Annotated in this window: 21 protein-coding genes and 1 pseudogene; 9 read left to right on the forward strand and 13 right to left on the reverse strand. The window is 69.2% G+C overall.

The window, feature by feature from the left end; all coding sequences use genetic code 11:
* Positions 1-34: 34 nt before the first annotated feature.
* Both dapA and thyX read right to left on the reverse strand, forming a co-directional pair.
* A complete protein-coding gene (gene dapA / locus AC4BDD_RS06990) occupies positions 35-934 on the reverse strand; it encodes a 4-hydroxy-tetrahydrodipicolinate synthase (RefSeq protein WP_490690098.1) in 900 nt (299 codons plus the stop codon).
* Between the two features lie 208 nt (positions 935-1,142).
* A complete protein-coding gene (thyX, locus tag AC4BDD_RS06995) occupies positions 1,143-1,883 on the reverse strand; it encodes an FAD-dependent thymidylate synthase (protein WP_490690099.1) in 741 nt (246 codons plus the stop codon).
* Positions 1,884-2,089: 206 nt separating this feature from the next.
* Between thyX and AC4BDD_RS07000 the strand changes: the two genes are divergently transcribed.
* Both AC4BDD_RS07000 and AC4BDD_RS07005 read left to right on the forward strand, forming a co-directional pair.
* The gene (locus AC4BDD_RS07000) at positions 2,090-2,332 is read left to right on the forward strand and encodes a hypothetical protein (RefSeq protein WP_490690100.1); all 243 of its coding nucleotides are present in this window, start codon (positions 2,090-2,092) and stop codon (positions 2,330-2,332) included.
* 62 nt (positions 2,333-2,394) lie between these two features.
* Positions 2,395-3,030: an SCO5741 family PH domain-containing membrane protein gene (locus AC4BDD_RS07005; protein ID WP_490690101.1), complete on the forward strand. Its 636-nt coding sequence runs from the start codon at positions 2,395-2,397 to the stop codon at positions 3,028-3,030.
* A gap of 38 nt (positions 3,031-3,068) precedes the next feature.
* On the opposite strand, the gene AC4BDD_RS07010 is transcribed toward AC4BDD_RS07005, so the two are convergent.
* The 6 genes from AC4BDD_RS07010 to eccD all read right to left on the reverse strand — a co-directional run bounded on the left by AC4BDD_RS07010 (position 3,069) and on the right by eccD (position 10,674).
* Positions 3,069-3,527, reverse strand: coding sequence for a hypothetical protein (locus AC4BDD_RS07010; RefSeq protein WP_490690102.1), 459 nt, complete (start codon positions 3,525-3,527; stop codon positions 3,069-3,071).
* A gap of 5 nt (positions 3,528-3,532) precedes the next feature.
* Positions 3,533-4,285 (reverse strand): 4-hydroxy-tetrahydrodipicolinate reductase, encoded by a 753-nt coding sequence (dapB, locus tag AC4BDD_RS07015; RefSeq protein WP_490690103.1) that lies wholly within the window; start codon positions 4,283-4,285, stop codon positions 3,533-3,535.
* Positions 4,286-4,415: 130 nt separating this feature from the next.
* Positions 4,416-5,795, reverse strand: a complete 1,380-nt coding sequence (locus AC4BDD_RS07020; protein ID WP_490690104.1) for a M16 family metallopeptidase — start codon at positions 5,793-5,795, stop codon at positions 4,416-4,418.
* The gene (locus tag AC4BDD_RS07025; protein WP_490690105.1) at positions 5,792-8,011 is read right to left on the reverse strand and encodes a polyribonucleotide nucleotidyltransferase; all 2,220 of its coding nucleotides are present in this window, start codon (positions 8,009-8,011) and stop codon (positions 5,792-5,794) included. Before AC4BDD_RS07025 ends, AC4BDD_RS07020 begins: the two co-directional genes overlap by 4 nt.
* Positions 8,012-8,379: 368 nt before the next feature.
* Positions 8,380-8,667 carry a 30S ribosomal protein S15 gene (rpsO, locus tag AC4BDD_RS07030; protein ID WP_099201622.1) on the reverse strand — a complete coding sequence of 96 codons (288 nt, stop codon included), beginning with the start codon at positions 8,665-8,667 and terminating at the stop codon, positions 8,380-8,382.
* A gap of 537 nt (positions 8,668-9,204) precedes the next feature.
* Positions 9,205-10,674 carry a type VII secretion integral membrane protein EccD gene (gene eccD, locus AC4BDD_RS07035; protein WP_490690106.1) on the reverse strand — a complete coding sequence of 490 codons (1,470 nt, stop codon included), beginning with the start codon at positions 10,672-10,674 and terminating at the stop codon, positions 9,205-9,207.
* Positions 10,675-10,859: 185 nt separating this feature from the next.
* Between eccD and eccCa the strand changes: the two genes are divergently transcribed.
* The 4 genes from eccCa to AC4BDD_RS07055 all read left to right on the forward strand — a co-directional run bounded on the left by eccCa (position 10,860) and on the right by AC4BDD_RS07055 (position 18,237).
* Complete coding sequence (eccCa, locus tag AC4BDD_RS07040) at positions 10,860-14,813, forward strand: type VII secretion protein EccCa (RefSeq protein ID WP_490690107.1); 3,954 nt, start codon at positions 10,860-10,862, stop codon at positions 14,811-14,813.
* Between the two features lie 8 nt (positions 14,814-14,821).
* A complete protein-coding gene (locus AC4BDD_RS07045; protein ID WP_490690108.1) occupies positions 14,822-15,262 on the forward strand; it encodes a WXG100 family type VII secretion target in 441 nt (146 codons plus the stop codon).
* Positions 15,263-15,325: 63 nt separating this feature from the next.
* Positions 15,326-17,620, forward strand: coding sequence for a DUF6571 family protein (locus tag AC4BDD_RS07050; RefSeq protein ID WP_490690109.1), 2,295 nt, complete (start codon positions 15,326-15,328; stop codon positions 17,618-17,620).
* Between the two features lie 35 nt (positions 17,621-17,655).
* Positions 17,656-18,237 (forward strand): hypothetical protein, encoded by a 582-nt coding sequence (locus AC4BDD_RS07055; protein ID WP_490690110.1) that lies wholly within the window; start codon positions 17,656-17,658, stop codon positions 18,235-18,237.
* 78 nt (positions 18,238-18,315) lie between these two features.
* On the opposite strand, the gene AC4BDD_RS07060 is transcribed toward AC4BDD_RS07055, so the two are convergent.
* The 4 genes from AC4BDD_RS07060 to eccB form a co-directional block, all read right to left on the reverse strand.
* On the reverse strand, positions 18,316-18,621 hold the full coding sequence (locus AC4BDD_RS07060) for a WXG100 family type VII secretion target (RefSeq protein WP_490690111.1): 306 nt from the start codon (positions 18,619-18,621) through the stop codon (positions 18,316-18,318).
* A gap of 56 nt (positions 18,622-18,677) precedes the next feature.
* Complete coding sequence (locus AC4BDD_RS07065) at positions 18,678-19,067, reverse strand: WXG100 family type VII secretion target (protein ID WP_490690112.1); 390 nt, start codon at positions 19,065-19,067, stop codon at positions 18,678-18,680.
* Positions 19,068-19,375: 308 nt separating this feature from the next.
* Positions 19,376-20,605 carry a type VII secretion-associated serine protease mycosin gene (gene mycP, locus AC4BDD_RS07070; RefSeq protein ID WP_490690113.1) on the reverse strand — a complete coding sequence of 410 codons (1,230 nt, stop codon included), beginning with the start codon at positions 20,603-20,605 and terminating at the stop codon, positions 19,376-19,378.
* A gap of 20 nt (positions 20,606-20,625) precedes the next feature.
* Entirely contained in the window at positions 20,626-22,215 is a 1,590-nt protein-coding gene (gene eccB / locus AC4BDD_RS07075) for a type VII secretion protein EccB (RefSeq protein WP_490690114.1), read from the reverse strand.
* Positions 22,216-22,588: 373 nt separating this feature from the next.
* On the opposite strand from eccB, the gene eccE reads away from it, so the two are divergent.
* The 3 genes and pseudogenes from eccE to AC4BDD_RS07090 all read left to right on the forward strand — a co-directional run.
* Complete coding sequence (eccE, locus tag AC4BDD_RS07080) at positions 22,589-23,821, forward strand: type VII secretion protein EccE (protein ID WP_490691694.1); 1,233 nt, start codon at positions 22,589-22,591, stop codon at positions 23,819-23,821.
* A gap of 38 nt (positions 23,822-23,859) precedes the next feature.
* Positions 23,860-24,720 (forward strand): hypothetical protein, encoded by an 861-nt coding sequence (locus AC4BDD_RS07085; RefSeq protein WP_490691695.1) that lies wholly within the window; start codon positions 23,860-23,862, stop codon positions 24,718-24,720.
* 269 nt (positions 24,721-24,989) lie between these two features.
* A pseudogene (locus AC4BDD_RS07090) lies at positions 24,990-25,064 on the forward strand (SCO5717 family growth-regulating ATPase); the annotation flags it as partial.
* Between the two features lie 23 nt (positions 25,065-25,087).
* Here the strand turns inward: AC4BDD_RS07090 and AC4BDD_RS07095 are convergent.
* Entirely contained in the window at positions 25,088-25,324 is a 237-nt protein-coding gene (locus tag AC4BDD_RS07095; protein ID WP_490692014.1) for a hypothetical protein, read from the reverse strand.
* Positions 25,325-25,369 lie beyond the last annotated feature (45 nt).

The following is a 25,369-nucleotide window of genomic DNA, read 5'->3' on the forward strand; positions in this document are numbered from 1 at the left end:
TGCTGATATTTCTGTATGCAGTTGTGAAGTCTGATTACAGCTGTACCCCGCCGGCGGCAAGATCGCGCTTGAGCTGTTCGGTTTCCTCGTCGGACAGCTCGATGAGCGGCAGACGCAGCGGGCCGGCGGGCAGCCCCTGGAGGGCGAGCGCGGCCTTGGTGGTGATGACGCCCTGGGTGCGGAACATCCCGGTGAAGACGGGGAGCAGCTTCTGGTGGATCTCCGTCGCCTTGGCGACATCGCCGGCGAGGTGTGCTTCGAGCAGGGCGCGCAGCTCCGGGGCGACGAGGTGGCCGACGACCGAGACGAAGCCGATCGCGCCGACCGACAGCAGCGGAAGGTTCAGCATGTCGTCGCCGGAGTACCAGGCCAGGCGCGAGCGGGCGATGGCCCAGCTGGCGCGGCCGAGGTCGCCCTTGGCGTCCTTGTTGGCGACGATGCGCGGGTGCTCGGCCAGCCGGACCAGGGTCTCGGTGTTGATCGGCACACCGCTGCGGCCGGGGATGTCGTAGAGCATCACCGGCAGCTCGGTGGCGTCGGCGATGGCCGTGAAGTGGCGGAAGAGACCTTCCTGCGGCGGCTTGCTGTAGTACGGGGTGACGGCGAGCAGGCCGTGCGCGCCCGCCTGCTCGGCGGCACGCGCGAGCTCCAGGCTGTGCTGGGTGTTGTTGGTGCCGGCTCCGGCCACGACGTGGGCGCGGTCGCCGACCGCTTCGACCACGGCTCGTACGAGCTGGGCTTTCTCCGCGTCGCTGGTGGTGGGGGACTCGCCAGTGGTGCCGTTGACGATCAGACCGTCGTTGCCGGCGTCCACGAGGTGGGCGGCGAGCCGCTGGGCGCCGTCGAGATCGAGTGCGCCGTCAGCGGTGAAAGGCGTGACCATGGCGGTCAGCACCCGCCCGAAGGGGGTCTGCGGAGTGGATGTCGGAGCCATGGGTCCAACGCTACTCGTAGCGTGCCCCGGAGCGCTCCCTCGGGGCGGCGAGATGGGACCCGGCACTGCCTGCTCGGGGGTTCAAGCAGTGCCGGATCCGTATGGTCAGCCTAGATGAACTCCGCGAAATGCCGCAATACGGACACCTCTTGCTACTGACCCGTACGCTCCGGGCCCCGGACAGGGCCCGGAGCGGCGCGTCCTTCGGCTACGGGGCGACGCGTCCGTTGGCGTTGAACGCGGCGTAGGTGAGCGGCATGAGCTTCGCCCACTCGGCCTCCATCCGCTCCCCCACCATCTCGATCTCGCGCTGCGGGAAGGAGGGCACCTTCGCCTGCTCGTGCTGGGTGCGCAGGCCCAGGAAGTGCATCAGCGAGCGAGCGTTGCAGGTGGCGTACATCGAGGAGAACAGGCCGACCGGCAGCACCGAGCGGGCCACCTCGCGGGCCACTCCGGCGGCCAGCATCTCCTGGTAGGCCGCGTACGCCTGGCGGTAGGCGTCCTCCATCTGTTCGGTCACGACCTGGTGCTGCTTGTCCGTGCCGGGGACGAACTCGTACTTGCCCGGGCGGCCCTGCTGGACCAGCTTGCGGTCCTGGCCGGGCACGTAGAACACCGGCTGCAGCTCGCGGTAGCGGCCGGACTCCTCGTTGTACGACCAGCCGACGCGGTGCCGCATGAACTCGCGGAAGACGAAGATCGGCGCGCTGATGAAGAAGGTCATCGAGTTGTGCTCGAAGGGGCTGCCGTGCCGGTCCCGCATCAGGAAGTTGATCAGTCCCTTGGAGCGCTCCGGGTCCTTCCCGAGCTCGTCGAGCGACTGCTCGCCCGCGGTGGAGACCCGCGCAGCCCACAGCACGTCGGTGTCGGCCGCGCTGTGCTTGACCAGCTCCACGGTCACATCGCTGCGGAAACTGGCTTGAGTGCTCTCGGCGGGGAGCTCGGTCACTGCAGGGTCCTTCCGGTCACTTCGGTGGGGCGGCGACCAAGCTTACGGTCCACGGCCCCGGGCGCCGCTCGGGGCCGTCGCGGGTGGCCGGTCCACGACAAAATTTCGAATCTCAACGAAAAGTCGATGGAAACGGGCACCGATCCGGGCATTCCGCCGTCTTCCCCTGCGACAGCCCCCACCGACGCCCCAGGAGTAGCACCCCCATGTTCAGCAGGCGCGAGCCCGTGCCGTTCGCCTTCCTTGCCGAGAACGAGCAGTTCCGCAGCAATGTCACGCCGCCGCCCCGGCCGCGCGCCAGCGGGTCGGAGATCGCCGGGCGGGTGCTGATCGGGCTGACGATCACCGCCGGGTTCGTCGGCGCGCTGCTGTTCGGCCTGCCGGCGATGGAATCGGGGCCGCAGAACACCCATCAGGTGCAGCAGTCGGAGGCGTCGGACGGCCGCTGACGACGGCTGGGATAGCCTCACCCAGCACAGCCAGTCGACCGTGCGTGTGAGTGAGGCCAGCCTTGTCCCTGCCGTTCCTGACAGCCGATCGCTCCCTTGACGACCCCGCGGCCGACACCGAACCGCTGCCCTACGACGAGCGCGACCGCTGGCGCCGCCCCTACCGCCCGGGCCCCTGGCGGGTGGGCGGCGCCGCGCTGCTTCTGCTGCTCGCCTCGTACGTGCTGTTCTCGTCGCTGATCATCGCCATGGCCGGGGCGCTGCCCGGGGCGGGGGTCTGCGTGGCCGTCGCGACGGTGATCGTCGCCCTGGCGGTGCGGCTGGTGCGGGTCGGGGTGTGGGTGAGCGGGCAGGGACTGCGCCAGATCGCCCTGTTCTCCACTTCCACCGTCGGTTGGGACCGCGTCGGCGCGGTGCGTACGGTGCAGCAGCCGGTGAGGCTCCTCGGCCTGCCCCACACGGTGCAGGGCCAGGGCCTGGTGGTCGCGGTGACCGGCGGCGATCCGCTGCGCGTGGTGATCACCGACCGCAACGCCGACTTCCTCGGCCGCCCGGAGGCCTTCGACATGGCCGCCGACGCCATCGAGGGCTGGGCGGCCGGGCACCGCACTCCGGCCGCACCGGCCGACTACGACACCGACACCGACTCCGGCACCGACACCGACTCCGCTCACGACTCCGACTCCGCGGACGCCTAGCAGCGCCCCAGGCCCCGGCCGCGGCGGTCACGGAACGCCTAGGGGGCGTCCTGGCGGGTTCCGCCGCCGTGCAGCGCAATGGCGCGCTGCATGGCCTTGCGGGCGCGCGGGGTGTCCCGGGCGTCGTGGTAGGCGACGGCCAGCCTGAACCAGGAACGCCAGTCCCCCGGCGCCTGCTCCGTCTCCGCCCGCCGCTTGGCGAACACCGCGTCCGCCGAGGCGGGGTCGATCCGGCCCGAGGGCGTACGGACCAGTTCGTCGACCGGGAGCCCGCCTTCCGCCTCCAGTTCGCGGGCCAGCCGGTCGGCGTTGCGGGCGAACCGCGTGGTCTGCCACAGGAACCAGGCACCGATGAACGGCAGCACCAGCACCGCCGCTCCGAAGGCGACCGTGATCACGGTGCCCTGCTGGATCAGCAGCACGCCTCGGCTGCCGACCAGGACGAAGTAGACGACCAGGACGGCGGCGAGGCCGAAGTAAGTGATCTTTGCGCGCACGGCACTCAGTCCAGATCCAGGAAGTGTTCGAGGCCGAAGGTCAGGCCGGGCGTGGACACCACGCGGCGCGCGCCCAGCAGGATGCCGGGCATGAAGCAGCTGTGGTGCGTCGAGTCGTGCCGGATGGTGAGCGTCTCGCCCTGGTCGCCCAGCAGCACCTCCTGGTGGGCGAGGAGCCCGCGCAGCCGCACCGAGTGCACCGGCACTCCGTCCACGTCCGCGCCCCGGGCCCCGTCCAGCGCGGTGGTGGTGGCGTCCGGCTGCGGGGCGCAGCCCGCCTCGGCGCGCGCGGCCGCGATCAGCTGGGCGGTGCGGGTGGCGGTGCCGGAGGGGGCGTCGGCCTTGTTCGGGTGGTGCAGCTCGATGACCTCGACGGACTCGAAGTAGCGCGCGGCCTGCTGTGCGAACCGCATGGTCAGCACCGCTCCGATGGAGAAGTTGGGAGCGATCAGCACACCGGTCTCCGGGGAGGCCGCCAGCCAGGCGCGCAGCTGGGTGAGGCGCTCCTCGGTCCAGCCGGTGGTGCCGACGACGCCGTGGATGCCGTGCCGGACCAGGAAGTCGAGGTTGCCCATGACGGCGCCCGGATTGGTCAGCTCGACGGCGACCTGGGCACCGGTCTCGACCAGGGTCTCCAGCTTGTCCCCCCGGCCGAGGGCGGCGACCAGCTCCATGTCGTCGGCGGCTGACACCGCCCGCACGGCCTCGGAGCCGATACGGCCCTGGGCGCCGATGACGGCCACTCGCAGCTTGCTCATTGCTCGTTTCCTTCGGGTCGGGCCTCGGGCGGGCCTTCGGTTCGGGCCTTGTGGGGGGCTCGGGGTGGTGCCGTGGGGGTACCGGACGCCGGCCGCCCGGCGCTCGGGGCGCAGGGCGACCGGTGTCCGGTCAGGCGACCGCTTCGTGCAGCCGGGCCGCCTGCTTGTCCTTGAGCGGGCCGATGACGGACAGCGAGGGACGCTGGGCCAGCACGTCGGCGGCGACCTCGCGCACCTCGTCCGGGGTGACGGCGGCCATCCGGGCGAGCATGTCGTCGACCGACATCTGCTCGCCCCAGCAGAGCTCACTCTTGCCGATGCGGTTCATCAGCGCGCCGGTGTCCTCCAGGCCGAGGACGGTGGAGCCGGACAGCTGGCCGATGGCGCGCCGCAGTTCCTCGTCGGACAGACCGTGCTGCGCGACCTTGTCCAGCTCGTCCCGGCAGATCCTCAGCACGTCGTGGACCTGGCTGGGGCGGCAGCCGGCGTAGACGCCGAACAGGCCGCAGTCGGCGAACGAGGAGGTGTAGGAGTAGACGCTGTAGGCGAGCCCGCGCTTCTCCCGGACCTCCTGGAAGAGCCGGGAGCTCATGCCGCCGCCGAGCGCGGTGTTGAGCACCGCGAGGGCCCAGCGCCGGTCGTCGGTTCGGGCGATGCCCGGCATGCCGAGGACGACGTGCGCCTGCTCGGTCTTGCGGCCGAGCAGTTCGACCCGGCCGGCGGTGCGGATGGTGCGGGAGCCGTCGCGCGGGGCGACCGGGACGGCGTCGGTGCGGGTCAGTGCCCCGGCCCGATCGAACGCCTTGCGGACCAGCCGCACCACCTTGGCGTGGTCGACGTTGCCCGCGGCGGCGACGACCAGGTGGGTGGGGTCGTAGTGCTTGCGGTAGAAGCGGGCGATGCGGTCGCGGGTGAGGGCGTTGACCGTGTCCACGGTGCCCAGCACGGGGCGGCCGAGGGGGGTGTCGCCGAACATGGTGTGCGCGAACAGGTCGTGCACGCAGTCGCCCGGGTCGTCCTCGGTCATCGCGATCTCTTCGAGGATGACGCCGCGCTCCGCGTCCACGTCCGCCGCCTCGATCAGCGAGCCGGTCAGCATGTCGCAGACGACGTCGATGGCCAGCGGCAGGTCCGTGTCGAGCACCCGCGCGTAGTAGCAGGTGTACTCCTTGGCCGTGAAGGCGTTCATCTCGCCGCCGACCGCGTCGATGGCGGCGGAGATGTCGAGCGCGCTGCGCCGCTGGGTGCCCTTGAAGAGCAGGTGCTCCAGGTAATGGGTGGCTCCGCCCAGCGCCGGGGTCTCGTCGCGGGAGCCGACGTGCGCCCAGATGCCGAAGGTGGCGGAGCGCACGGACGGCAGGGTCTCGGTGACGACCCGCAGGCCCCCCGGGAGGGTCGTCCTACGGACCGTGCCGATGCCGTTCTCGCCCTTGAGAAGCGTTTGGGTACGGGCGACGGCCCGCCCCTCCGTGGAGGTGCGGGCCGTCGCCTGACGCGTACGGGACGTCACTTGGCAGCTTCGTCCTTCTCGTCCGCGGCGCCCTCTTCGCCCTCGATCACGGGGATCAGGGAGAGCTTGCCGCGCTGGTCGATCTCGGCGATCTCGACCTGGACCTTGGCGCCGACCGCGAGCACGTCCTCGACGTTCTCCACGCGCTTGCCACCGGCGAGCTTGCGGATCTGCGAGATGTGCAGCAGGCCGTCCTTGCCGGGCAGCAGCGAGACGAAGGCACCGAAGGTGGTGGTCTTCACGACCGTGCCCAGGTAGCGCTCGCCGACCTCGGGCATCGTCGGGTTGGCGATGCCGTTGATGGTGGCGCGGGCGGCCTCGGCGGCCGGGCCGTCGGCGGCACCGATGTAGATGGTGCCGTCGTCCTCGATGGTGATGTCGGCGCCGGTGTCCTCCTGGATCTGGTTGATCATCTTGCCCTTGGGGCCGATGACCTCACCGATCTTGTCCACCGGGATCTTGACGGTGATGATCCGCGGCGCGTTCGGGGACATCTCGTCCGGAACGTCGATCGCCTCGTTCATCACGTCGAGGATGTGCAGACGGGCGTCGCGGGCCTGCTTGAGGGCCGCGGCCAGCACGGAGGCCGGGATGCCGTCCAGCTTGGTGTCGAGCTGGAGGGCGGTCACGAAGGTCTTCGTACCGGCGACCTTGAAGTCCATGTCACCGAACGCGTCCTCCGCACCGAGGATGTCGGTGAGGGTGACGTAGTGGGTCTCGCCGTCGATCTCCTGCGAGATCAGGCCCATGGCGATACCGGCGACCGGGGCCTTCAGCGGCACACCCGCGTTCATCAGGGACATGGTCGAGGCGCAGACCGAGCCCATGGAGGTGGAGCCGTTGGAGCCGAGCGCCTCGGAGACCTGGCGGATGGCGTACGGGAACTCCTCGCGCGTCGGCAGCACCGGGATCAGCGCCCGCTCGGCCAGCGCGCCGTGGCCGATCTCGCGGCGCTTGGGGGAGCCGACGCGGCCGGTCTCACCGGTGGAGTACGGCGGGAAGTTGTAGTTGTGCATGTAGCGCTTGCGCGTCTCGGGCGCCAGCGTGTCCAGCTGCTGCTCCATGCGGAGCATGTTCAGCGTGGTGACGCCCAGGATCTGGGTCTCACCGCGCTCGAACAGCGCCGAGCCGTGCACCCGCGGGATGGCCTCGACCTCGGCGGCGAGCGTACGGATGTCCGTGACGCCACGGCCGTCGATGCGGACCTTGTCCTTGATGACGCGCTCGCGGACCAGGGTCTTGGTCAGCGAACGGTAGGCCGCGGAGATCTCCTTCTCACGGCCCTCGAACTGCGGCAGCAGCTTCTCGGCGGCGACGGCCTTGATGCGGTCCAGCTCGCCCTCGCGCTCCTGCTTGCCCGCGATGGTGAGGGCCTGGGCCAGCTCGTCGCGGACGGCGGCGGTCAGCGCCTCCAGGACGTCGTCCTGGTAGTCGAGGAAGATCGGGAACTCGGCGGTCGGCTTGGCGGCCTTGGCGGCCAGGTCGGCCTGCGCCTTGCACAGCACCTTGATGAAGGGCTTGGCGGCCTCCAGGCCGGCGGCGACGATCTCCTCGGTCGGCGCCTCGGCGCCGTCCTTGACCAGCTGGATCGTCTTGGCGGTGGCCTCGGCCTCGACCATCATGATCGCGACATCGCCGTCGTCCAGGGTGCGGCCGGCCACCACCATGTCGAAGACGGCGTCCTCGAGCTCGGTGTGGGTCGGGAAGGCCACCCACTGGCCCTTGATCAGCGCGACGCGGACGCCGCCGATCGGGCCGGAGAACGGCAGCCCCGCCAGCTGGGTGGAGGCGGAGGCGGCGTTGATCGCGACCACGTCGTAGAGGTGGTCGGGGTTGAGCGCCATGATCGTGGCGACGACCTGGATCTCGTTGCGCAGGCCCTTCTTGAAGGACGGGCGCAGCGGGCGGTCGATGAGGCGGCAGGTGAGGATCGCGTCCTCGGACGGGCGGCCCTCACGGCGGAAGAACGAGCCCGGGATGCGCCCGGCCGCGTACATCCGCTCCTCGACGTCCACCGTCAGGGGGAAGAAGTCGAGCTGGTCCTTGGGGTTCTTGGAAGCGGTGGTGGCCGACAGCACCATGGTGTCGTCGTCCAGGTAGGCCACGGCGGAGCCGGCGGCCTGACGGGCCAGGCGGCCCGTCTCGAAACGGATGGTGCGGGTGCCGAAGGCGCCGTTGTCGATGACGGCCTCGGCGTAGTGGGTCTCGTTCTCCACCAGGGAATTCTCCTCGTCTGCGTCCCCTCGTCCGTGTGACGGGGAACTTGGCGGCGGAGCGCCCCTGGCCGGATTGCGGCGGCCGGGCCGGTCTTCGATCGAAGCCACCGGAATTGCCAGTTCCGGGAGCCACTACCGAGGACCGGCGCCTGCGGCGCCGACGCGGCGGGGAAAGAGGCGCTCCTCCTCGTTTTCGTTATGGCGTTGTTGGGACCAGACTACAAAGCTTCGGCCGACCTCACGACGGCTGAAGCCGTGGTCCGGGCGTACGGCAGGGTGCGCGGCGCGCGTCGGGCGCCATCACGCCCTGTCGTACGTACGGCGAAGGGAGCGGCCCCTGGCGCGGGAACCGCTCCCTTCACGACGTCTTACTTGGCGCCCGCCGCACCGCGGCGGATGCCCAGGCGCTCGACCAGCGCACGGAAGCGCGTGATGTCCTTCTTCGCCAGGTACTGCAGCAGGCGGCGGCGCTGGCCGACCAGGAGCAGCAGACCACGGCGGGAGTGGTGGTCGTGCTTGTGGGTCTTGAGGTGCTCGGTCAGGTCGGAGATGCGGCGGGTGAGCAGCGCGACCTGGACCTCGGGGGAACCGGTGTCGCCCTCCTTGGTGGCGAACTCGGCCATGATCTGCTTCTTGGTGGCGGCGTCGAGCGACACTCGGTACTCCTTGGGTTCTTCGTTTCAGCCACCGAGTGCCCCTGGTCTTGGTCTCAGGGGAGCTTCCGTTACTCGGGAGGCGGGGCGCGCTGGGCGCTGTCTCCAGAGCCATCCGATGAGGGCTCCGGGGGCGCGTACACAAACGGCCGTCACACAGCGTACCAGGGTCGCGGCTCGGCCCCGGCGGGGTGGGGGTCACCGGGGCCCGGCGGGGTGGGGCCGGCTGGGGCACGGGCGGCTTCCGGGAGCCGCGCGGCATCGCCCAGACGTCCGGGCCGGCGCCCGGCTCGCGCGCCCCGCGGTCGCGGCCGGTGGCTGCTGTGTGTCCACGGGTGAGGCGACGGCCCACAGCGACCGGCGGCCGGTCAAGCCGATGGCACGCAGCTCACCCTTACGGCTGAGCGGGTAGCCGGCGTGGGCGTCACGCCAACCAGGTCCAGTCGCCCGATGCCCCGGTACGACCCCGGCGTGCGCGGCCATCTGGGGTCAGCGGTTCCATCCGCTTCCCCCGGTCGCCTGGTCAGTCTGGAGCGGCCGTCAACCGCTGGTCATGCTGCGCGCCGAGTCGTAGACGTCGAGCACGGCCAGGCACAGCGGTACCAGCGACAGCAGGAAGGCGCCCTCGGCGAGGTCGGAGACGCGGCCCCAGAAGGGGGTGAGGCCCTTCTTCGGGACGATGAGCGCGATGGCGGTGATCAGCGCGGCTCCGGCGGCGACGGCCGCGGCCAGCCACACGGTCCGGATGTCCATGTCGGCCCGGTTGCCGCGCAGCAGCTCCCGCACGTCGGCGACCGGCGGATGGAGGGACAGGCCCAGGATCAGCAGTCCGATGGCGACGATCCCGGCGACCAGCACGCACGCCACCTGCGAGGTGTAGCGGAAGAGGCGGGCGCGCAGCAGCATCGCCAGGCCGGTGGCGAGTGCGAGCAGCTGCCCCCAGCCGGAGCCGGAGAAGCCGAGGACCGCGGCGGAGCCGATGACCACGGCCGAGCAGCCGCCGACGAGTCCGAGCAGCATCTCGTGGCCGCGGCGGGCCTGGGCGGCGATGCGCTCGCCGTCGACCGGATCGGCGGTCGGCGGCAGGTCCGGCTCGGCGTCGAAGTCGATGCGGGCCGGGGTCTGGGGCGCGGCGTAGCCGATCGGGAGCCGGGCGAAGCGGGCCGACAGGCCGGGCAGGAAGGCGAGCACGCCGATCGCGAAGGGGGCGGTGACGGCGGCGGTGTCGGTGGCGGACGCCTCGGTCAGGATGGCCAGGAAGGTGGCGAGGGTGCCGACGGTGGCGAGGAAGGCGGCCGCGACGAAGGGGGCATCGCCGCTGGGGGTGAGCGCGATCAGCGCGACAGAGGCGACCAGCACGGTCACGCAGCCGAGCAGGAACTGCAGTTTGCCGGGGTCCTCCCCGGCGTCGGCCGCGATGATCCCGGAGCCGGCGATCAGCAGGTGAGGCAGGGCGCCGAGGCCGAGGGCGACGGCGGAGGCGCGGTCGTCGTAGACCCGGGCGCGCACCCCGGCGAGGACGGTGAGCAGGAATCCGGCGGTGCCGGCGATGACGCCCGGCAGGCTGTGCATGTCGTGGTGTACCGGGTCGGCGTACCACAGGAGGAATCCCATCAGGCCGAGCAGCAGCACTCCGCCGACCAGTCCGGCGGCGCGCAGCAGTTCGTCGCTCCACAGGTGCCGGTCGCGGGCGACGGCGGTGGCCACGGCGTCCGACACGTCGTCGAAGACCGCCGGCGGCAGCGATTCGGCGAACGGGCGCAGGCTCAGCAGCTCGCCGTCGAGGACGCGTTGGGCCAGCAGGGAGCGCGAGGCGTCCAGGACGGTCCCGTCACGCCGGACCAGGTGGTAGCCGACCGGGGCGCCGGCCGGCTGGGTCTGGCCGGTCAGGCGGAGGATCTCCGGGTAGAGGTCGGCGACCGCGAGGTCCTCGGGGAGTGCCACGTCGACGCGGCTGTCGGGTGCGACGACGGTGACGCGGCAGAAGCCGGTCGCTGCTGTCGGACTCACCTGCGGATACCCCCTGCTCCCCACGGACGCGTGTTCCTGCCCGCACTCATGCGTGTACGTGCCCGCGACACCCTACCCACCTCGATGTCGGAGCGTGTCGGTAGGCTCACCTGATGTGCGGTTGGCCCCGCCGTAAGGGGGTGGTGGCCTGAAGTTCCGCCATCGATAGGGGGATTGGTCGTCCGGTGAGCCATATCGTCGTCAAGCGTCCGCCGAGGGCGCTTCCGCCCGATGTGCCCACGGAGGAAGTGCGGCTGGAAGCGCCTCCCGAGCTGCCGCGCGGGCAGCAGGAGGGCGTGCTGATGCAGGTCCTGCCGATGCTGGGCATGGGCTCGTCGGTCGTCTTCTTCTTCATCAGCCCGGTGCCGTTCATGCGCGTGATGGGCGCCCTGATGCTGGTGTCCACCGTCGGCATGATGATCGCTCAGATGGTGCGGTACCGGCGGGGCACGCAGGGGCAGATGGCGGACGTGCGCCGGGACTATCTGAAGTACCTGGCGCAGACCCGCCGGGTGATCCGCCGCACCGCGCGGGCGCAGCGCGACGCGCAGTTGTATCTGCACCCGGCCCCCGAGCAGCTGTGGGCGCTGGTCGCGGAAGGCGGCCGGGTGTGGGAGCGGCGGGTCGGCGACGAGGACTTCGCCCAGGCTCGGGTCGGTCTGGGCGCCCAGCAGCTGTCGACCCCGCTGGTCGCCCCGGACACCGCCCCGGTGGATGAGCTGGAGCCGCTGACGGCGGGGGCGATGCAGCAGTTCCTGGCGGTGCACGGCGCGCTGGACGGACTGCCGATGGCGGTGGCGCTGCGCCGCTTCTACCACCTGACGGTCTCGGGCGACCCGGCGACGGCTCAGGGCGCCGCGCGTTCGCTCATCGCCCAGCTGGTGACGCTGCACTCCCCGGAAGACCTGATGGTGGCGGTGGTGGCCGCCCGCGGCGCGGACGCGCGGTGGGACTGGACGAAGTGGCTGCCGCACACCCAGCTGCCCGGCACCGCGGACGGGGCCGGCAGCAGGCGGCTCTTCGGTGACGACCTCGGCGAGTTGGAGCAGCTGCTGGACGGCCGGCTGGACGAGCGGCCGCGGTTCAGCCGTGACGGCCAGCCGGTGCTCGACCAGCCGCACGTGGTGGTCGTGCTGGACGGTGGCATCGTGCCGCCGGACTCGGTGTTCGCGGCCGCCGAGGGCCTGCAGGGCGTCACCATCATCGAGGTGGTCTCGGGCGAGCTCGACGAGCCGCGCGGTGGCCTGTCCATCGAGGCGTACCCCGGGCAGTTGCTGCTCCGCGCCGCCGACGGCATCGTCTACGAGGGCCGGCCGGACACGCTGTCCCCGGAGGCCGCCGAGGCGCTGGCCCGGCAGCTGGCACCGCTGCGCGTCGGCGGTGGGGACGACGACGAACCGCTGCTGGCCAACCTGGACTTCACCGAGCTGCTGGGCCTGGGTGACGCCGGCTCGGTCGACGTCGCGCGCACCTGGCGTCCCCGGTCCCAGTCGGAGCGCCTGCGCGTGCCGATCGGGGTCGGCGAGGACGGCCAGCCGGTGATGCTCGACCTCAAGGAGGCGGCACAGGACGGCATGGGGCCGCACGGTCTGTGCGTGGGCGCGACCGGCTCCGGCAAGTCGGAGCTGCTGCGCACCCTGGTGCTGGGCCTGGCGGTCACCCACACCTCCGAGACGCTGAACTTCGTGCTGGCGGACTTCAAGGGTGGCGCGACCTTCACCGGCATGGCCCAGCTGCCCCACGTCTCCGCGGTCATCACCAACCTCGCGGACGACCTGACGCTGGTCGACCGCATGGGTGACTCCATCCGCGGCGAGCTTCAGCGCCGGCAGGAACTGCTGCGCTCCGCGGGCAACTACGCCAACATCCACGACTACGAGAAGGCGCGGGCCGCCGGGGCCCCGCTGGAGCCGCTGCCCTCCCTCGTCCTGGTCATCGACGAGTTCAGCGAGCTGCTGACCGCGAAGCCGGACTTCATCGACATGTTCATCCAGATCGGCCGCATCGGCCGTTCGCTGGGTGTGCACCTGCTGCTGGCGTCGCAGCGCCTGGAGGAGGGCCGGCTGCGCGGGCTGGACACCTACCTGTCGTACCGCATCGGTCTGCGCACCTTCTCGGCCGCCGAGTCCCGAACCGCGCTCGGTGTCCCCGACGCGTACCACCTGCCGCCCGTCCCCGGCTCCGGGTATCTGAAGTTCGGCACCGACGAGATGACCCGTTTCAAGGCGGCGTACGTCTCCGGGCCCTACCGCACCAACACCTCGGCCCCGGAGGGCGGGCCGCTGCCGATCGAGCGCCGCCCGGTGGTCTTCACCGCCGCCCCGGTCCCGGTGACCTACGCGGTGCCTGATCCGGCGGCGCTGACGGCCGCGGCCCGGCGCGGTGAGGACCCCCTCGCCGACACCGTCCTCGACGTGGTCGTCCGGCGCCTGGAGGGCCAGGGCCACCCCGCCCACCAGGTGTGGCTGCCGCCGCTGGACGAGGCTCCCCCGCTGGACCAGCTGCTCCCGCCGCTGACCACCAGCGCCGAGCGCGGCCTGAACTCGGCGGACTACGCCCGCCCCGGCGGCCTGGTGGTGCCGCTCGGCCTCATCGACAAGCCCTTCGAGCAGCGCCGCGAGATCCTCTACCGGGACTTCTCCGGCGCGGCCGGGCACATGCTGATCGTGGGCGGCCCGCAGGCCGGCAAGTCCACCCTGCTGCGCACCCTGATCTCGTCCTTCGCGCTCACCCACACACCGCACGAAGTGCAGTTCTACGGGCTGGACTTCGGTGGCGGCGGAATGAGCGCGATCGCGGACCTGCCGCATGTGGGTGGCGTCGCCTCCCGTCTCGATCCGGAGCGGGTGCGCCGTACCGTCGCGGAGGTCGCCGGCGTCCTGGGCCGCCGCGAGGAGTACTTCCGCGCCAACGGCATCGACTCCATCGCCACCTACCGCCGGCAGCGGGCGTCCGGCCAACTCCCGGACCAGCCCTGGGGCGATGTCTTCCTGGTCATCGACGGTTGGGGCTCCTTCAAACAGGACTACGACATGCTCGAGCCGGTCGTCGCCGACATCGCCGCCCGGGGTCTGGGGTACGGCGTCCACGTCATCCTCACCGCCTCCCGCTACATGGAGGTGCGCGCCGCGCTCAAGGACCAGCTGCTGGGCCGCCTGGAGCTCCGCCTGGGCGATCCGCTGGACTCCGAGTTCGACCGCAAGGTCGCCGCCAACATCCCGGCCGGCGTCCCCGGCCGCGGCCAGGTCCCGGAGAAGCTGCACTTCATGACGGCCCTGCCGCGCACCGACGGCGTCTCGGGCGCCGCTGACTCCCTCGCCGACGCCACCGCCGCCATGGTCCAGGCCGCGGCCGCCCACTGGTCCGGCCCGCACGCCCCGCGCGTCCGCCTCTTGCCGCGCAAGCTCCGCGCGGACCAGTTGCCCAAGGGCTTCGAGTTCCCGCAGCACGGCGTCGCGATCGGCATCGACGAGACCAATCTGGAGCCGGTGTTCGTCGACTTCGAGTCCGATCCGTTCTTCCTCGTCTTCGGCGAAAGCGAATCGGGCAAGACGGCGCTGCTGCGGATGCTCGCCAAGCAGATCTCCGAGCGGTACACCCCGGACGAGGCCAAGATCGTCGTCGGCGACTACCGAAGGTCCCTGCTGGAGGCGGTCCCGGAGTCCCATCTGCTGGAGTACGCGCCGATGGCCAACTCCCTCGAGGTGCACATGTCGGCGCTCCAGGGGCTGATGAACCGGCGGGCCCCCTCGCCGGATGTCACCCCGCAGCAACTGCGCGAACGCAGCTGGTGGGCCGGCCCCAAGATCTTCATCATGGTCGACGACTACGAGCTGGTGGCCACCTCGAACGGCAATCCGCTCGCGCTGCTCACGGAGAACCTGCCCTTCGCCCGCGACATCGGCGTCCGCTTCATCATCGCCCGCAGCTCCGCGGGCGCCTCCCGGGCTCTGTATGAGCCGTTCATGCAACGCATCAAGGAGCTCGGCGCCCAGGGCATCATCCTCTCCGGAGACCCCGGCGAGGGAGACATCCTCGGCCGGGTGCGCCCACGGCCGATGCCGCCGGGACGAGGCGTCTTCGTCTCCCGCCGCCGAGGGGCTCCGCTGGTTCAGATCGGCTGGTTGCCCGAGCAATAGGAGGAACGGTGTCGTTCGATCAGGAGTGGGCCTCGCTCAAGGCTGAGGCGAAGCAGTCCGTCACGAGTATGCGGCTCAACGAGGCCGGAGGCAGAGCCGGCGCCAAGAACTTGAAGGTGTCCGGTTCGACGCTTCGGGCCAAGGCGCAGAAGGCGGAGGGCATCGCCAAGACCGTCCGGGATCTGGACAACGAGGCGATGAAAGAGACCGGCGAGATCAAGGCCGGTCTCAAAGGCTTCGACTCGGCGTCCGCTTTCGATGACTTCCAGGAGCGCTGGCGGGATCAGATGCGGTACCTCGGAGGGCTTCTGGACCAGAAGCTCGCCCCCGCACTCAGGTCGACGGCCACACTCTTCGAAACGACGGACAAGCAGACCGGGGAGAGGGCCAAGAGGGAAGGCGAGAACGTGAAACAAGGGGACAAGAAGGGAAAGAAGGACAGCGACTAGCAGGTCGCACGTTTACGGTCCCGCACACGACACGCCTGCTGTCCAGCGACGAATTGAGGTTCTGTGGTCACCTATAACGACATCCTCAAAGCCAACCTCACCCCTCTCAACGAAGCCGTCCAGAAATGGAAGATCCTGCCTGGCAAGATCAGGCAGGTGGGCACGAACTTCAAGGACCAGGTCGAGACACCGCTGAAAAATGCCGACTGGCAGGGGCACTCAGGAGAGGCCGCACAGAAGAAGGCGAACAGCGTCTCACAGCAGATTGAGCAATGGGCCTGCGAAGCGGAAGACATCCACTTGCTGCTCAGCGACGCCTACGCCAAGTTCAAAAGCGCACGGGACACTGTCAAGAAATACAAGAAGCTCGCCGAAGACGACAAGAACCTCCTGATCGACAAGGAGGGCAACGTCAGCTACAGCCTGAACAAGAGCGATGCGGACGAATACACCGGCGAAGAGAAGGCGGCTCACGCCAAGCAATACGTGGAGGCTGTACAGAGCTACAACAAGTCCATCCGGACGGCGGTGGGGGACGCCACGACGGCCGACGAAGCCCTCGCCTGGATCCTGTCACAGGATGTCAACGGCCGCGACAGGGGCTTCACTGAGAATGCCTACCTCAGCATCCAGCAAGGAGTGTGGGGCAAGGAGGATGCCCTCAAGGATCTCGCTACGGTGACCGAACTGGCACAGTCGGGAGACCGTCTATCCCCTGAGCAGATCAAGGAGGCGAACGCGCTCCTGGCCCGACACGAAGGGGATCCCTTCTTCGCAGAGAAGTTCGCCACCAAGCTGAAAGCCAGAGGGACACTGGAATTCTGGGAAGCGGTCACGGACGATACGACACCCGGAAATGAAGAACGAGTACGGTACCTGAAAAGGCTTCAGAAGTCCCTGGGGTTCACACTTGCGACTGCCTCGCATTCCGACTCGGATGCGATGATTCAATGGAAGCGAGACATTGTCGAGCTCGGGCCGGAGCGCGTTTCGAAGGAGGGCTCATTCGGAAAGCCGTACGGCTTCCATCTCATGAGTTCGCTCCTCAAGTACGGCGAGTATGACAAGGACTTCCTGGTCGATTACGGGAAGGGGATCAAGGATCCCGATAGCAAGGACGGGCGCGCAGACGGCCTGCTCGAGTTCGACCGGAAGCACAAGCGCAACCTGAAGGACTTCTGGGAATCGGACTGGGAGAAGCCGTATCTCGACTTCGACAAGGACGCCGACCAGGGAGTGGACCCCATGGGCGGGTACATGCAGGCCCTGGGGAACAACCCAGAGGCGGCACAGGCGGTGTTCCACCAGGACGGATTCCAGAGTTCAGGTGTTTCAGCGGAACCAAATGCCGATCTTACCTACTTGTTGAAGGATCGCGACTGGCCCGACGAAAACGGACGCGACAAGCTTGGCCATGCCCTTGAGGCTGCGTCTCTCGGGCATCCGTACGGACACCCTGAAATGGGCCTGCACCGCGACGGAGCCAGCGCCAATGTGGCAAGTCAAGTGATTTCAATAGTCGGCGATCCCGAAAACACTGGCCGCATCCTGGATGACAAGTCGACACTGAATAAAAGCGTCGCGAAAATCGGCGCAGGCTACATCGATGACCTAGATTACGGCCTCAATTTCGGTGAAACCGAATACAACAAACCACTCCGCGCAAGGGCCTTCCATCATGAGGGCTCGGGCCACATCGACCTTTCGAATGAACTGACTCTTGGGTTCCTGCGAGAGGCCGGTTCCACCGAGGACGGCTACAAAGTCCTCTCGGCCGCACAACACCAGTACACCACTAGTGCACTTGTGGCCCATGGCGAGCCGAACAGCCAACTGTCGGAGATAATCCAAACCGGAGCCGGAGTCCAGGGCGCACTCAACGAAGCATATGCTCACACTATCCAGGAAGGCATCAACGACAAGAAGGAAGAAGAAGGGAGGAACATTGAGGAGGACGGGGAGTGGAACAAGGCAGCCATCAGTCAAACCCTTGCGGTCACGGCTGGCGCGGCATCGACACCCTTCGCAGGTCCGCAAACAGGCGCGGCAGTGGCCTTCGCTGTGCCGACCCTGATGGAAACCACCGCGGGAATCGTCGAGACATTCACCGGTCTCTCGATCGACGAGGATGTCGAAAAGAAGATCAAGGAAATGGAAGACGAGATTGATGCGAAGTCGGTGAAAACCCGAGCAGACTTCAATTCTACGTCCGAAATTCGAGCCGCCAATCCGCTTGATATTTACGATCGCCTGCATCCTGAGTTTTCAGGTGATCCATGGTACGAGAGCACAAAGCGTAAACTCGAATTCTCTTACCGAAGCGGCGTTCAAGCCATCCAGAGCCGGAATCCGGGCTGACCATGTCAATCACTCGTAGGTCTCGTGCCGTCTTCATGGCCTCACTGGCATGTGCATCACTTCTCCTGACGGCATGCCAGGGCGAGCACGACAAAGCCTCTGAAGAAACACAGCGTGTAGTCAAATTGAAGTCGCTGACAGATGCCTGCGAAGGCATTTTCGACAAGGGCCCAGCGACAGAGTTCCGTCAGCGGCATGGAATCAGTCAGGTGGACGTCATCCGCGACGACCTCCTGTTCTTCGCCGGCGGTGGAAGATATCTTGACTCGGCGATGGACATGAAGGAAGGCGACGCCGTTCCGTGCGGGTTCAATGACAAAACAGGGAAGAAGCGGCTTCTTGAGATCCATTTTGCATGGGGGCCTGCCGTCTTCCCCGAAAGCTCCAGACGGGCCGGAAAATCCACCGTATGGTCTTCCCCGCGTACCCAATTGATGGTCGACTGCCAACGCCCTGATCTCGCGCGGAAGGCCAAACTGAAGAAGCCGCTGGCGCTGACGGGCACGCTGACCGACAACCTGGGCCTGACTCAGGAGACCCGGCAGAGGGTCATGACAGCGGCCACCAAGGGACTCCTCGAGAACATGCGCTGCGACAACAAGATCTCCTTCTCCTGACGCAGCAAAGGTGGGGTCCAGCCGCACAAGCGGCGGACCCCACCTCGTTGTCCCAGCGCTCGAGCCGCGCCGGCGGGCTCAGATGTCGAAGTACGTGGCGGCCTTCTTGTCCGTGGTCTGGTAGTCGCTGCTCGCCTGCTCGACCAGGCCGGCGATTTTGATCAGCGTGTTGTACAGGCCGTCGGCCTGACGGTCCCAGTTCGCGTGCACCTGGGCGTAACGCGTGTGCGCTTCACCCTCCCACGCCTCTGCCACACGGGCCACCTCGCCCTGCAGCGTCTCGATGTCGCCGCGGAGGCGCTTGGCGGAATTCCTGATGCTCTCCGCTGCGTTCGTCAGGGAGCCATACTGAACGGCAATCTCGCCCAAGTTGTCGGCACTCATCGACAATTCCTTTCAAAAGAGGTGATGATGGCTGTACTCCGTCCGTGACAAGAGGATCAGAGATCGCTCAGCTTGGAGTACTGCTTGAACTCCCCGCCGGTCTCGCCATAGGACCCAGCAGAAACCATCCCGCTTCCGGACGCGTTGCCGTTCACGTCCACGCCCTTCATGGCCGCGGCCACCCCTTCGTCGTTCGCGCCACCGCTCTTCCGCGTCATCTCGACGGCTTCGCGCACCTGACCCATCAGGTTGCTCAGATTCCGCTGGTAGTTGTTGATGTCCCGCTGCGCGGTACGGAACTGGCCCCCACCCTGCCCCTGCCAATGGGCGGCTAGCATCTCGATCACGCTCTCGAGGTCGTTGACCTGACCGTTCATGCTGGAGATCACACCGTCGATCTGCTGCTCCAGCTTCAGCATCTGCTCACTGGTGAGCTTCAGACTCATCGTTCCTCATTCCTTGTCACTTATGGGATCGCCGCCCTCAGAGAGCGGACGAGAGCGCCAAGTCGGCGTCGGTCAGGGAGAACTCGCGCGTCCTCGCCTGCAACCGCTGGGAACGGGCCGCCTACCCCGTATGGATCTCGTCGTATCCACGACCGCTACTCCGCTCTCCCCCGGCGGTGTAGATGACTTCACAAGCCACTCTAGACCTCCCAGGGTGACGACCCAACTACGTTGACCGCTCAGCCGATTTGGCGATTCTCGGACATAGGCGGCAGAAAGTTGCGTGGGCCATCTGACGACGCCGCAGTTCATGGACGACGTCGGCGGCGCCAGTCGCGGGCCACGATGGAGACGCCCGCGATGACGGCGACCAGGAGGGCGGCGGCGCCCACCGTGTAGGTGGCAAGCCGCTCTCTGCGCTCCTGTGGCGTTTCGCCGAAGGTCAGGGCGGCGGGCTCGGGCAGGGCGACGTCCTCACCGGGGCCGGGGTCGAGGGTCACCTCCTTGATCGGGCGGCCGTCGTTCTCCTTCAGGGCTCGGACGGGGTCGACGACCCCCCAGCCGACATACGGATCACGGCCGTTGACGACACGATCCGCGGTCTGCTCGATCTGCGCGATGACCTCGTCCGCGCTCCAATTGGGGTACCTGGCTCGCAGGAGGGCGGCGACGCCGGCGACGTACGGGGCGGAGAAGCTGGTTCCGTTGTCCGCGCACTGGCCGAAGCCGGGCACGGTGGAGACCATGTCGACGCCGGGCGCCGCGACATCGACGAAGTGGCCGCTCTGCGAGAAGGGCGCGCGTTCGTTGTTGCGGTCCGAGGCCGCGACCGCGAGCACACCGGGGAACGACGCGGGGTAGGTCTTCCTGAGCTTGCCGTCCGCGCCGTCGTTCCCGGCTGAGGCGACGATAACGATGCCCGCCTCATGCGCCTCCCGGATCGCTTGAGCGAGCTTGGAGTCATCGGAGAGGGGCTTCACGGTGTCCTGCGAGATGTTGATGACTCTCGCCTTTTGGGCGATGGCGTGGCGGATAGCCTGCGCCATGGTGTTGGTGTCGCCCTTACTCTTGTCGTCGTTCTGCCGGATGGGGATGATCGTCGCCTTGGGCGCAAGGCCCACGACGCCGGTGCCCTTGTAGGGCCGGGCAGCGATCAGGCCAGCGGCTTTGGTGCCGTGGCCCACCTCGTCATGGGTCGGGTCCTTGTCCTTGCCCTTGCCGATCAGGTCCAGGCCACTGGCCTTGTCGACGGCGCCACGCAGCTGCGGATTGCGGTCGTCCACTCCGGTGTCGATGACGGCGACGCGGATGCCCTCTCCCTTGGTCTCCCGCCACAGCTCGTCGAGGGCGACGCGCTGCAGTGCCCAGGGACGCGGCTTGTACTGCTCCTTCATGGGATAGGTGCATTCGCCCACGCCGGACAGGGTGGTATGGGCGGCGGCCTCGGAGGTAAAGGAGGGGGCAGAGGCTCCGGAGACTGCTGCGAGCAAGGCGGCCACGGTGACTGCCGCTGCCTGCTTTATGCGTGGCATTGTCATCGTCACTCTTCCCGGCCGTGCTACGAAGCCTGTGGCTGCAGGGCGCTGTTGCGATCCAGCCGCGGACCTCTGGACAGGAACTGTGACCATTCCTTGGGCACGCGCACCGGCTCGACATCCTTGTAGCCGAGGCGGATGCGAGCCTCACCCGCCTGTTGCTGGTCACTGGTGGTCTGGTCGCCGGGCTGGGCGGTGGCGTTCGGTCCGTCCTTCGTTCCGGTGTCGATCTTCGACTTACCGGTACTGCCGTCGGTGTTGTTCTGCACGGCGTATCGCAGACCGGTGTCGGTCACAAGGAAGTGCGAACCGGATCGGGACTGGTTGCCGCTGATCTCTCGATACAGCAGGCCGGTGCCCGGGGTGACATACGTGCTGCTGCCGCCCTCGACGATGGTCGCGGGAAAGTCCCTGCCAGCCCAGGTGCTCAGCCGGGGTGTGTTGTTGCCGCTGACGTCTCGCAGCACGCTGCACACCGTGTCCCGGGCGCGGCCGCTACCCGTGAAGTTGACCTGGTCGGTGCGCTGGCGCGGCCAGGTGCGGTCTCCGTAGAAGACCGTTCCGGTGGAGCGGATTCCGGGCGCCACTCCGCTGGGGTGCCCCGTCTGCCCGAGCGGGACCGCCGCCTTCGAACCGAGCAGCAGCCGGGCGGTGAAGTCAGTGACCGGGGCGATCCGGCCGGGCAGCACGACGTAGTGCTGGGGGCCGGAGCCGGTCTCTGCCAGGAGCACCATGCCGACCTTGTCCTTCCCCGCGGTGAGGCCCTCGACGCCCGCCCGGGAGCCGATGCCTGGTACTTCGGGGAAAGTGATGGGGGTGCCGTCGTGCAGGGTGCCGAGCCACTCCTTGGTGACACGCTGCGGCTTCCGGTTCTCCCCCACCACGGCCTTCAACAGAAGGTCGTTGTCGTCGGCCGTGCTCGCTGGCGAGTGTTCACGCCACTGCGCACCGCCGACCAGGTATTTGGTGCCCTTGGCATCGACAAGGTAGCGGGCTCCGCTGTCGGGTTCCTCCACGTAGAGCACCTGGCCGCCGTGCAGCCGCTCGCTGCCGTCGGTGCGCTCCTCCGCCTCGCGCTCGGCGAAGACGAACGTCGCCGTCTGTACGTTCCTGCCCTTGCCGCCCGGCTGTTCGCAGACGGCCCACCGCTTGGCCTTGCCGGCTTCCTCGGCGCTGGGGAGGCGGTCGGGGGCGTACGGGATGCCGATGGTGGGGCCGTGCGGGAGGTCGCCGTTGTCCAGCACCTTCTCGTCGACCTTGATGACCTTGGCCTTGCCGGGGTCGAGCACCAGCTTGGCGGAGGCGAGGTTGAGGACCGGGTGGAGTTGCGCCTTCCCCTTGGTCTCCAGGACCACATAGCGGGTGGTGGACTCACTGCCGATGATGATGTTGGCCTTGGGCTCGTCCCAGCCCTTGGGGGCCTTGGGCCGGAACATGCCCCAGGCGCCGAAGCCCGCCAGGATCAGCGCTCCGATGATGACTCCGGGGAGGATCGCGCGCAGCGGGCGCGGAGCGCCTTCCTCCGTGCCGGTGGGCGAGGGCTGGAGGAAGGCGGCGACCAGTCGTTTCTTTGCGTAGGTGTACGCGTTGAGCTCATCCCGCCGTGATGCCATCGGTGTCTGCTACTCCCCCGGGCCGTCGTTTTGTCAGACCGGCCCCCTACTATGCCGTGTACGGATCGACACGTTGCGTGCGGGTCGGTCACCGCGCGTTCCGCGTGGGGTTCGCAGCGTCATGCGCCGGACTCCGGGCGCGAGTTCGCGGTGTGTGCCGGGCGTCGTCAAGCGCGGCGGCCGGTGGTGGAGTTCGGAATTCGAGGGGGTATGGGGGATGGTCAGGGGCTCGGGTACGGCCGCGCCGCCGGCGGCTCCGGCTCCGGGCGGTTTCGCCGCGTCCGGGGCGCCGGAGGCGTCGGGCGGGCCTGCGGGGCCTGCCTCCGTGGCTCCTGCCGCTGCCGCCGCTCCTGCGCCGGCCGCCGCCGCGGTGATGCGGGTCGCGTCCCGTCCGGGCCGTTCCGGGGCTTTCCCGCTCCAGCAGCTCGTGCTGCTGGAGGCGGCCGCCGCGGTGGTGCTGGTGGCGTGGGTGGCCGACACGCTCCTGCTGGTACCCGCGTCCGTGGTCGCGGCGGCGCTGGTGGCGCTCGCGCTGGTGCGGCGGCACCGGCGGTCGCTGCCCGAGTGGCTGACCACCGCGTTCGCCCTGCGACGACGGAAGCGGCGGGCGGCCGGGCTGGTCGTGCCGCCGGACACCGATGCGGGGCTGGTGCCGGTCGTCGAGTGCGAGCCCGCCCTGCGGACGTACGGCTTCACCGACCGGGAGCGGCGGCCTGTCGGCCTGATCGGTGACGGGACCTTTCTCACCGCTGTGATCCAGGTCGACCCCCGTGACCCGGCGCTGCGGCCGCGCGGCGGCGAACGGGCCCTTCCGCTGGGGCTGGTGCACGACGCTCTGGAGGTCGACGGGATACGGCTGGAGTCGGCGCAGATCGTCCAGCAGACGCAGCCGGCCCCGGCCGCGCACCTTCCCGCGCAGGCGGTGGCCACCCGCAACTACGGCCCGCTGCAGGCGCAGACGGGTGCTCCGGCGATCCGGCTGACCTGGATCGCCCTCAAGTTGGATCCGGAGCTGTGCGCGGAAGCGGTGGAGGCGCGGGGCGGCGGGCTCGAGGGGGCTCAGCGCTGCCTGCTGCGGGTGGCCGACCAGTTGGCGAGCCGCCTTGCGGGCGCGGGCTTCCGGGCGACGGTGCTGAGTGAGGACGGGCTGGTCGCGGCGGTCGCGGCCGCTGCCTGCGCCGACCCGATAGCGGCCGCGGCCCAGTCCGGGGCGGCCGGGCGCGCCGGTGGCGCCGCACGGCGCACGGTGGAGTCGGCCCGCACCTGGCGCTGCGACGACCGGCGCCACACGACGTACTGGCTGGGCCGCTGGCCGCAGTTGGGCGCGGGGGCGTCCGGGGCGGCGACACTGGCGCGGCTGGTGACGCAGCTGACGTCGGTGCGCGCGCTGGCCACCACTTTCAGTCTGACGCTGAGCCGAGGGGGCAGGCAGGAGGCCGTGGTCAGCGGGCACCTGCGGGTCACCACCCGAAGTGACGACGAGCTGGTCGCGGCGCGACGGGAGTTGGAGCAGGTGGCGAGGGGCGCCAGGGCCGGGCTGGTGCGGCTGGATCGTGAGCAGGTGCCGGGCGTGCTGGCCACGCTTCCGCTGGGAGGGACGCGCTGATGTCCGTACCGACGCAGCGGGGTTCGCTGCCGCAGACGATGCCAGGTGGGTACGCCCCGGCGGCGCCGGGTGCGGTGGGGGCACCAGGTTCACTGGGGGCACAGGGTTCACCGGGGGCACACGGTTCACCGGGGGCGCCGGGGTCCGCTGGTGACGCGGGGGATCCGCGGTCGGCTCGATCGCGCGCCACGGGTCGCTCTTCCCGGTTCGGGTTCGGGCTGCTCGGGCCGCGCCGGGACCGGCACAGCATCAGCGTGGACCAGTTGTCCGGCCTCGCTCTCCCGGTCGGCGATGACGGCGTGGTCGCCGGCGTCGACCAGGGTGGCGAACCGGTGCTGCTCGGGCTGAACCGGCCCGCGCCCTTCGATGTGGTCCTGGTGGGCGGACTGTGGACGGCGCAGGTGCTCGCGCTGCGGACGGCCGGCACCGGCACCCGTGTCGCGGTGGAGACCGGGCGGGCTCAGGCATGGGCGCATCTGGTGCAGGCGGCGGGCGGCGGCCATCCGTGCATGGTGACGCACGAGGTGGGCCGGGTCGCGCCGCAGGGCGCCTCGGTGCGCGGGCCCGTCCTCGTCGTCCGGGACTGCGGGATGCGTCCGCCTCGTGGACGCGTGACGGCCGCGCCCTGGCAGGCGGTACTGACGCTGCTGCCCTATCTGAGTCCGGTGGCACCGCGGTTCCTGGAGCACGCCGGACTGGTCGGCGTGCAGCGGGTGTCTCCTGACGAGGCCGAGGAGATAGGTCGCATCATGGCGCTGCCGCGGGCGGATGTCGAAGCGCTGCCCACGCTGCCCGACTGGGTCACCCTGTGGTGCACCCGGGGCTGGCGCCAGTACGTGACATTGCAGGCGACCGACGCCGAATCCGGACTGCTGGGCGCGCCGCGTCGGGTGGATTGACGCGGGTTGACGGGTATTGACCCGTCCCTTGGTCAGAGTTCCCTGCTCGCACTGTATGGGCGAGATGGGTGTGGGTACCGGTCGTGGGACAGGGCGGGGGCGGGCCTGCCGTCGCGCCGCCGTCGGTGATTAGTCTTGTTGTGCACGGTGGAGAACCTGTTCGCGGGGTCCCGGCGTCACACAAGGGGAAAGCCGAGCGGTCGGACGCACGACGGCAACGATCGGCCTCGCCAAGAAATACAAGGTGCTCGACCACACCAGGAGGCATTGTGAGCAGCGATCGGGACGAGATCCGCACGGGCGGAACCACACCCGGCGATGATCGGTCCGACGCGGATCCCGAGCACACGGGCGAGTTCACCATCGACTACAGCACGCCGTCCTGGTACACGCAGGACGCCGCGTCGTCGTCGGCCGCGTCGTCGCCTGCCGCGTCGCCGTCTGCCGCGTCGTCGGAGGGTGCCACGGGCGCCGCCGGCGGCCCGGGGGCCGCCACCGGCCCGGCAGCGCAGTCGGCCATGGGCGGGCCCACGGGGCTGATTCCGCCGCCGCCGACGGGAAGCCCGCTGGTGGGCCCCAGCGCGACGGATTCGGGCGGCTTCACGACGGATTGGGCGCCTCCGGCCGCCGCTCCGCAGGCTGGGACCTC

The organism is Streptomyces sp. JLBT605 (genome assembly GCF_058215555.1).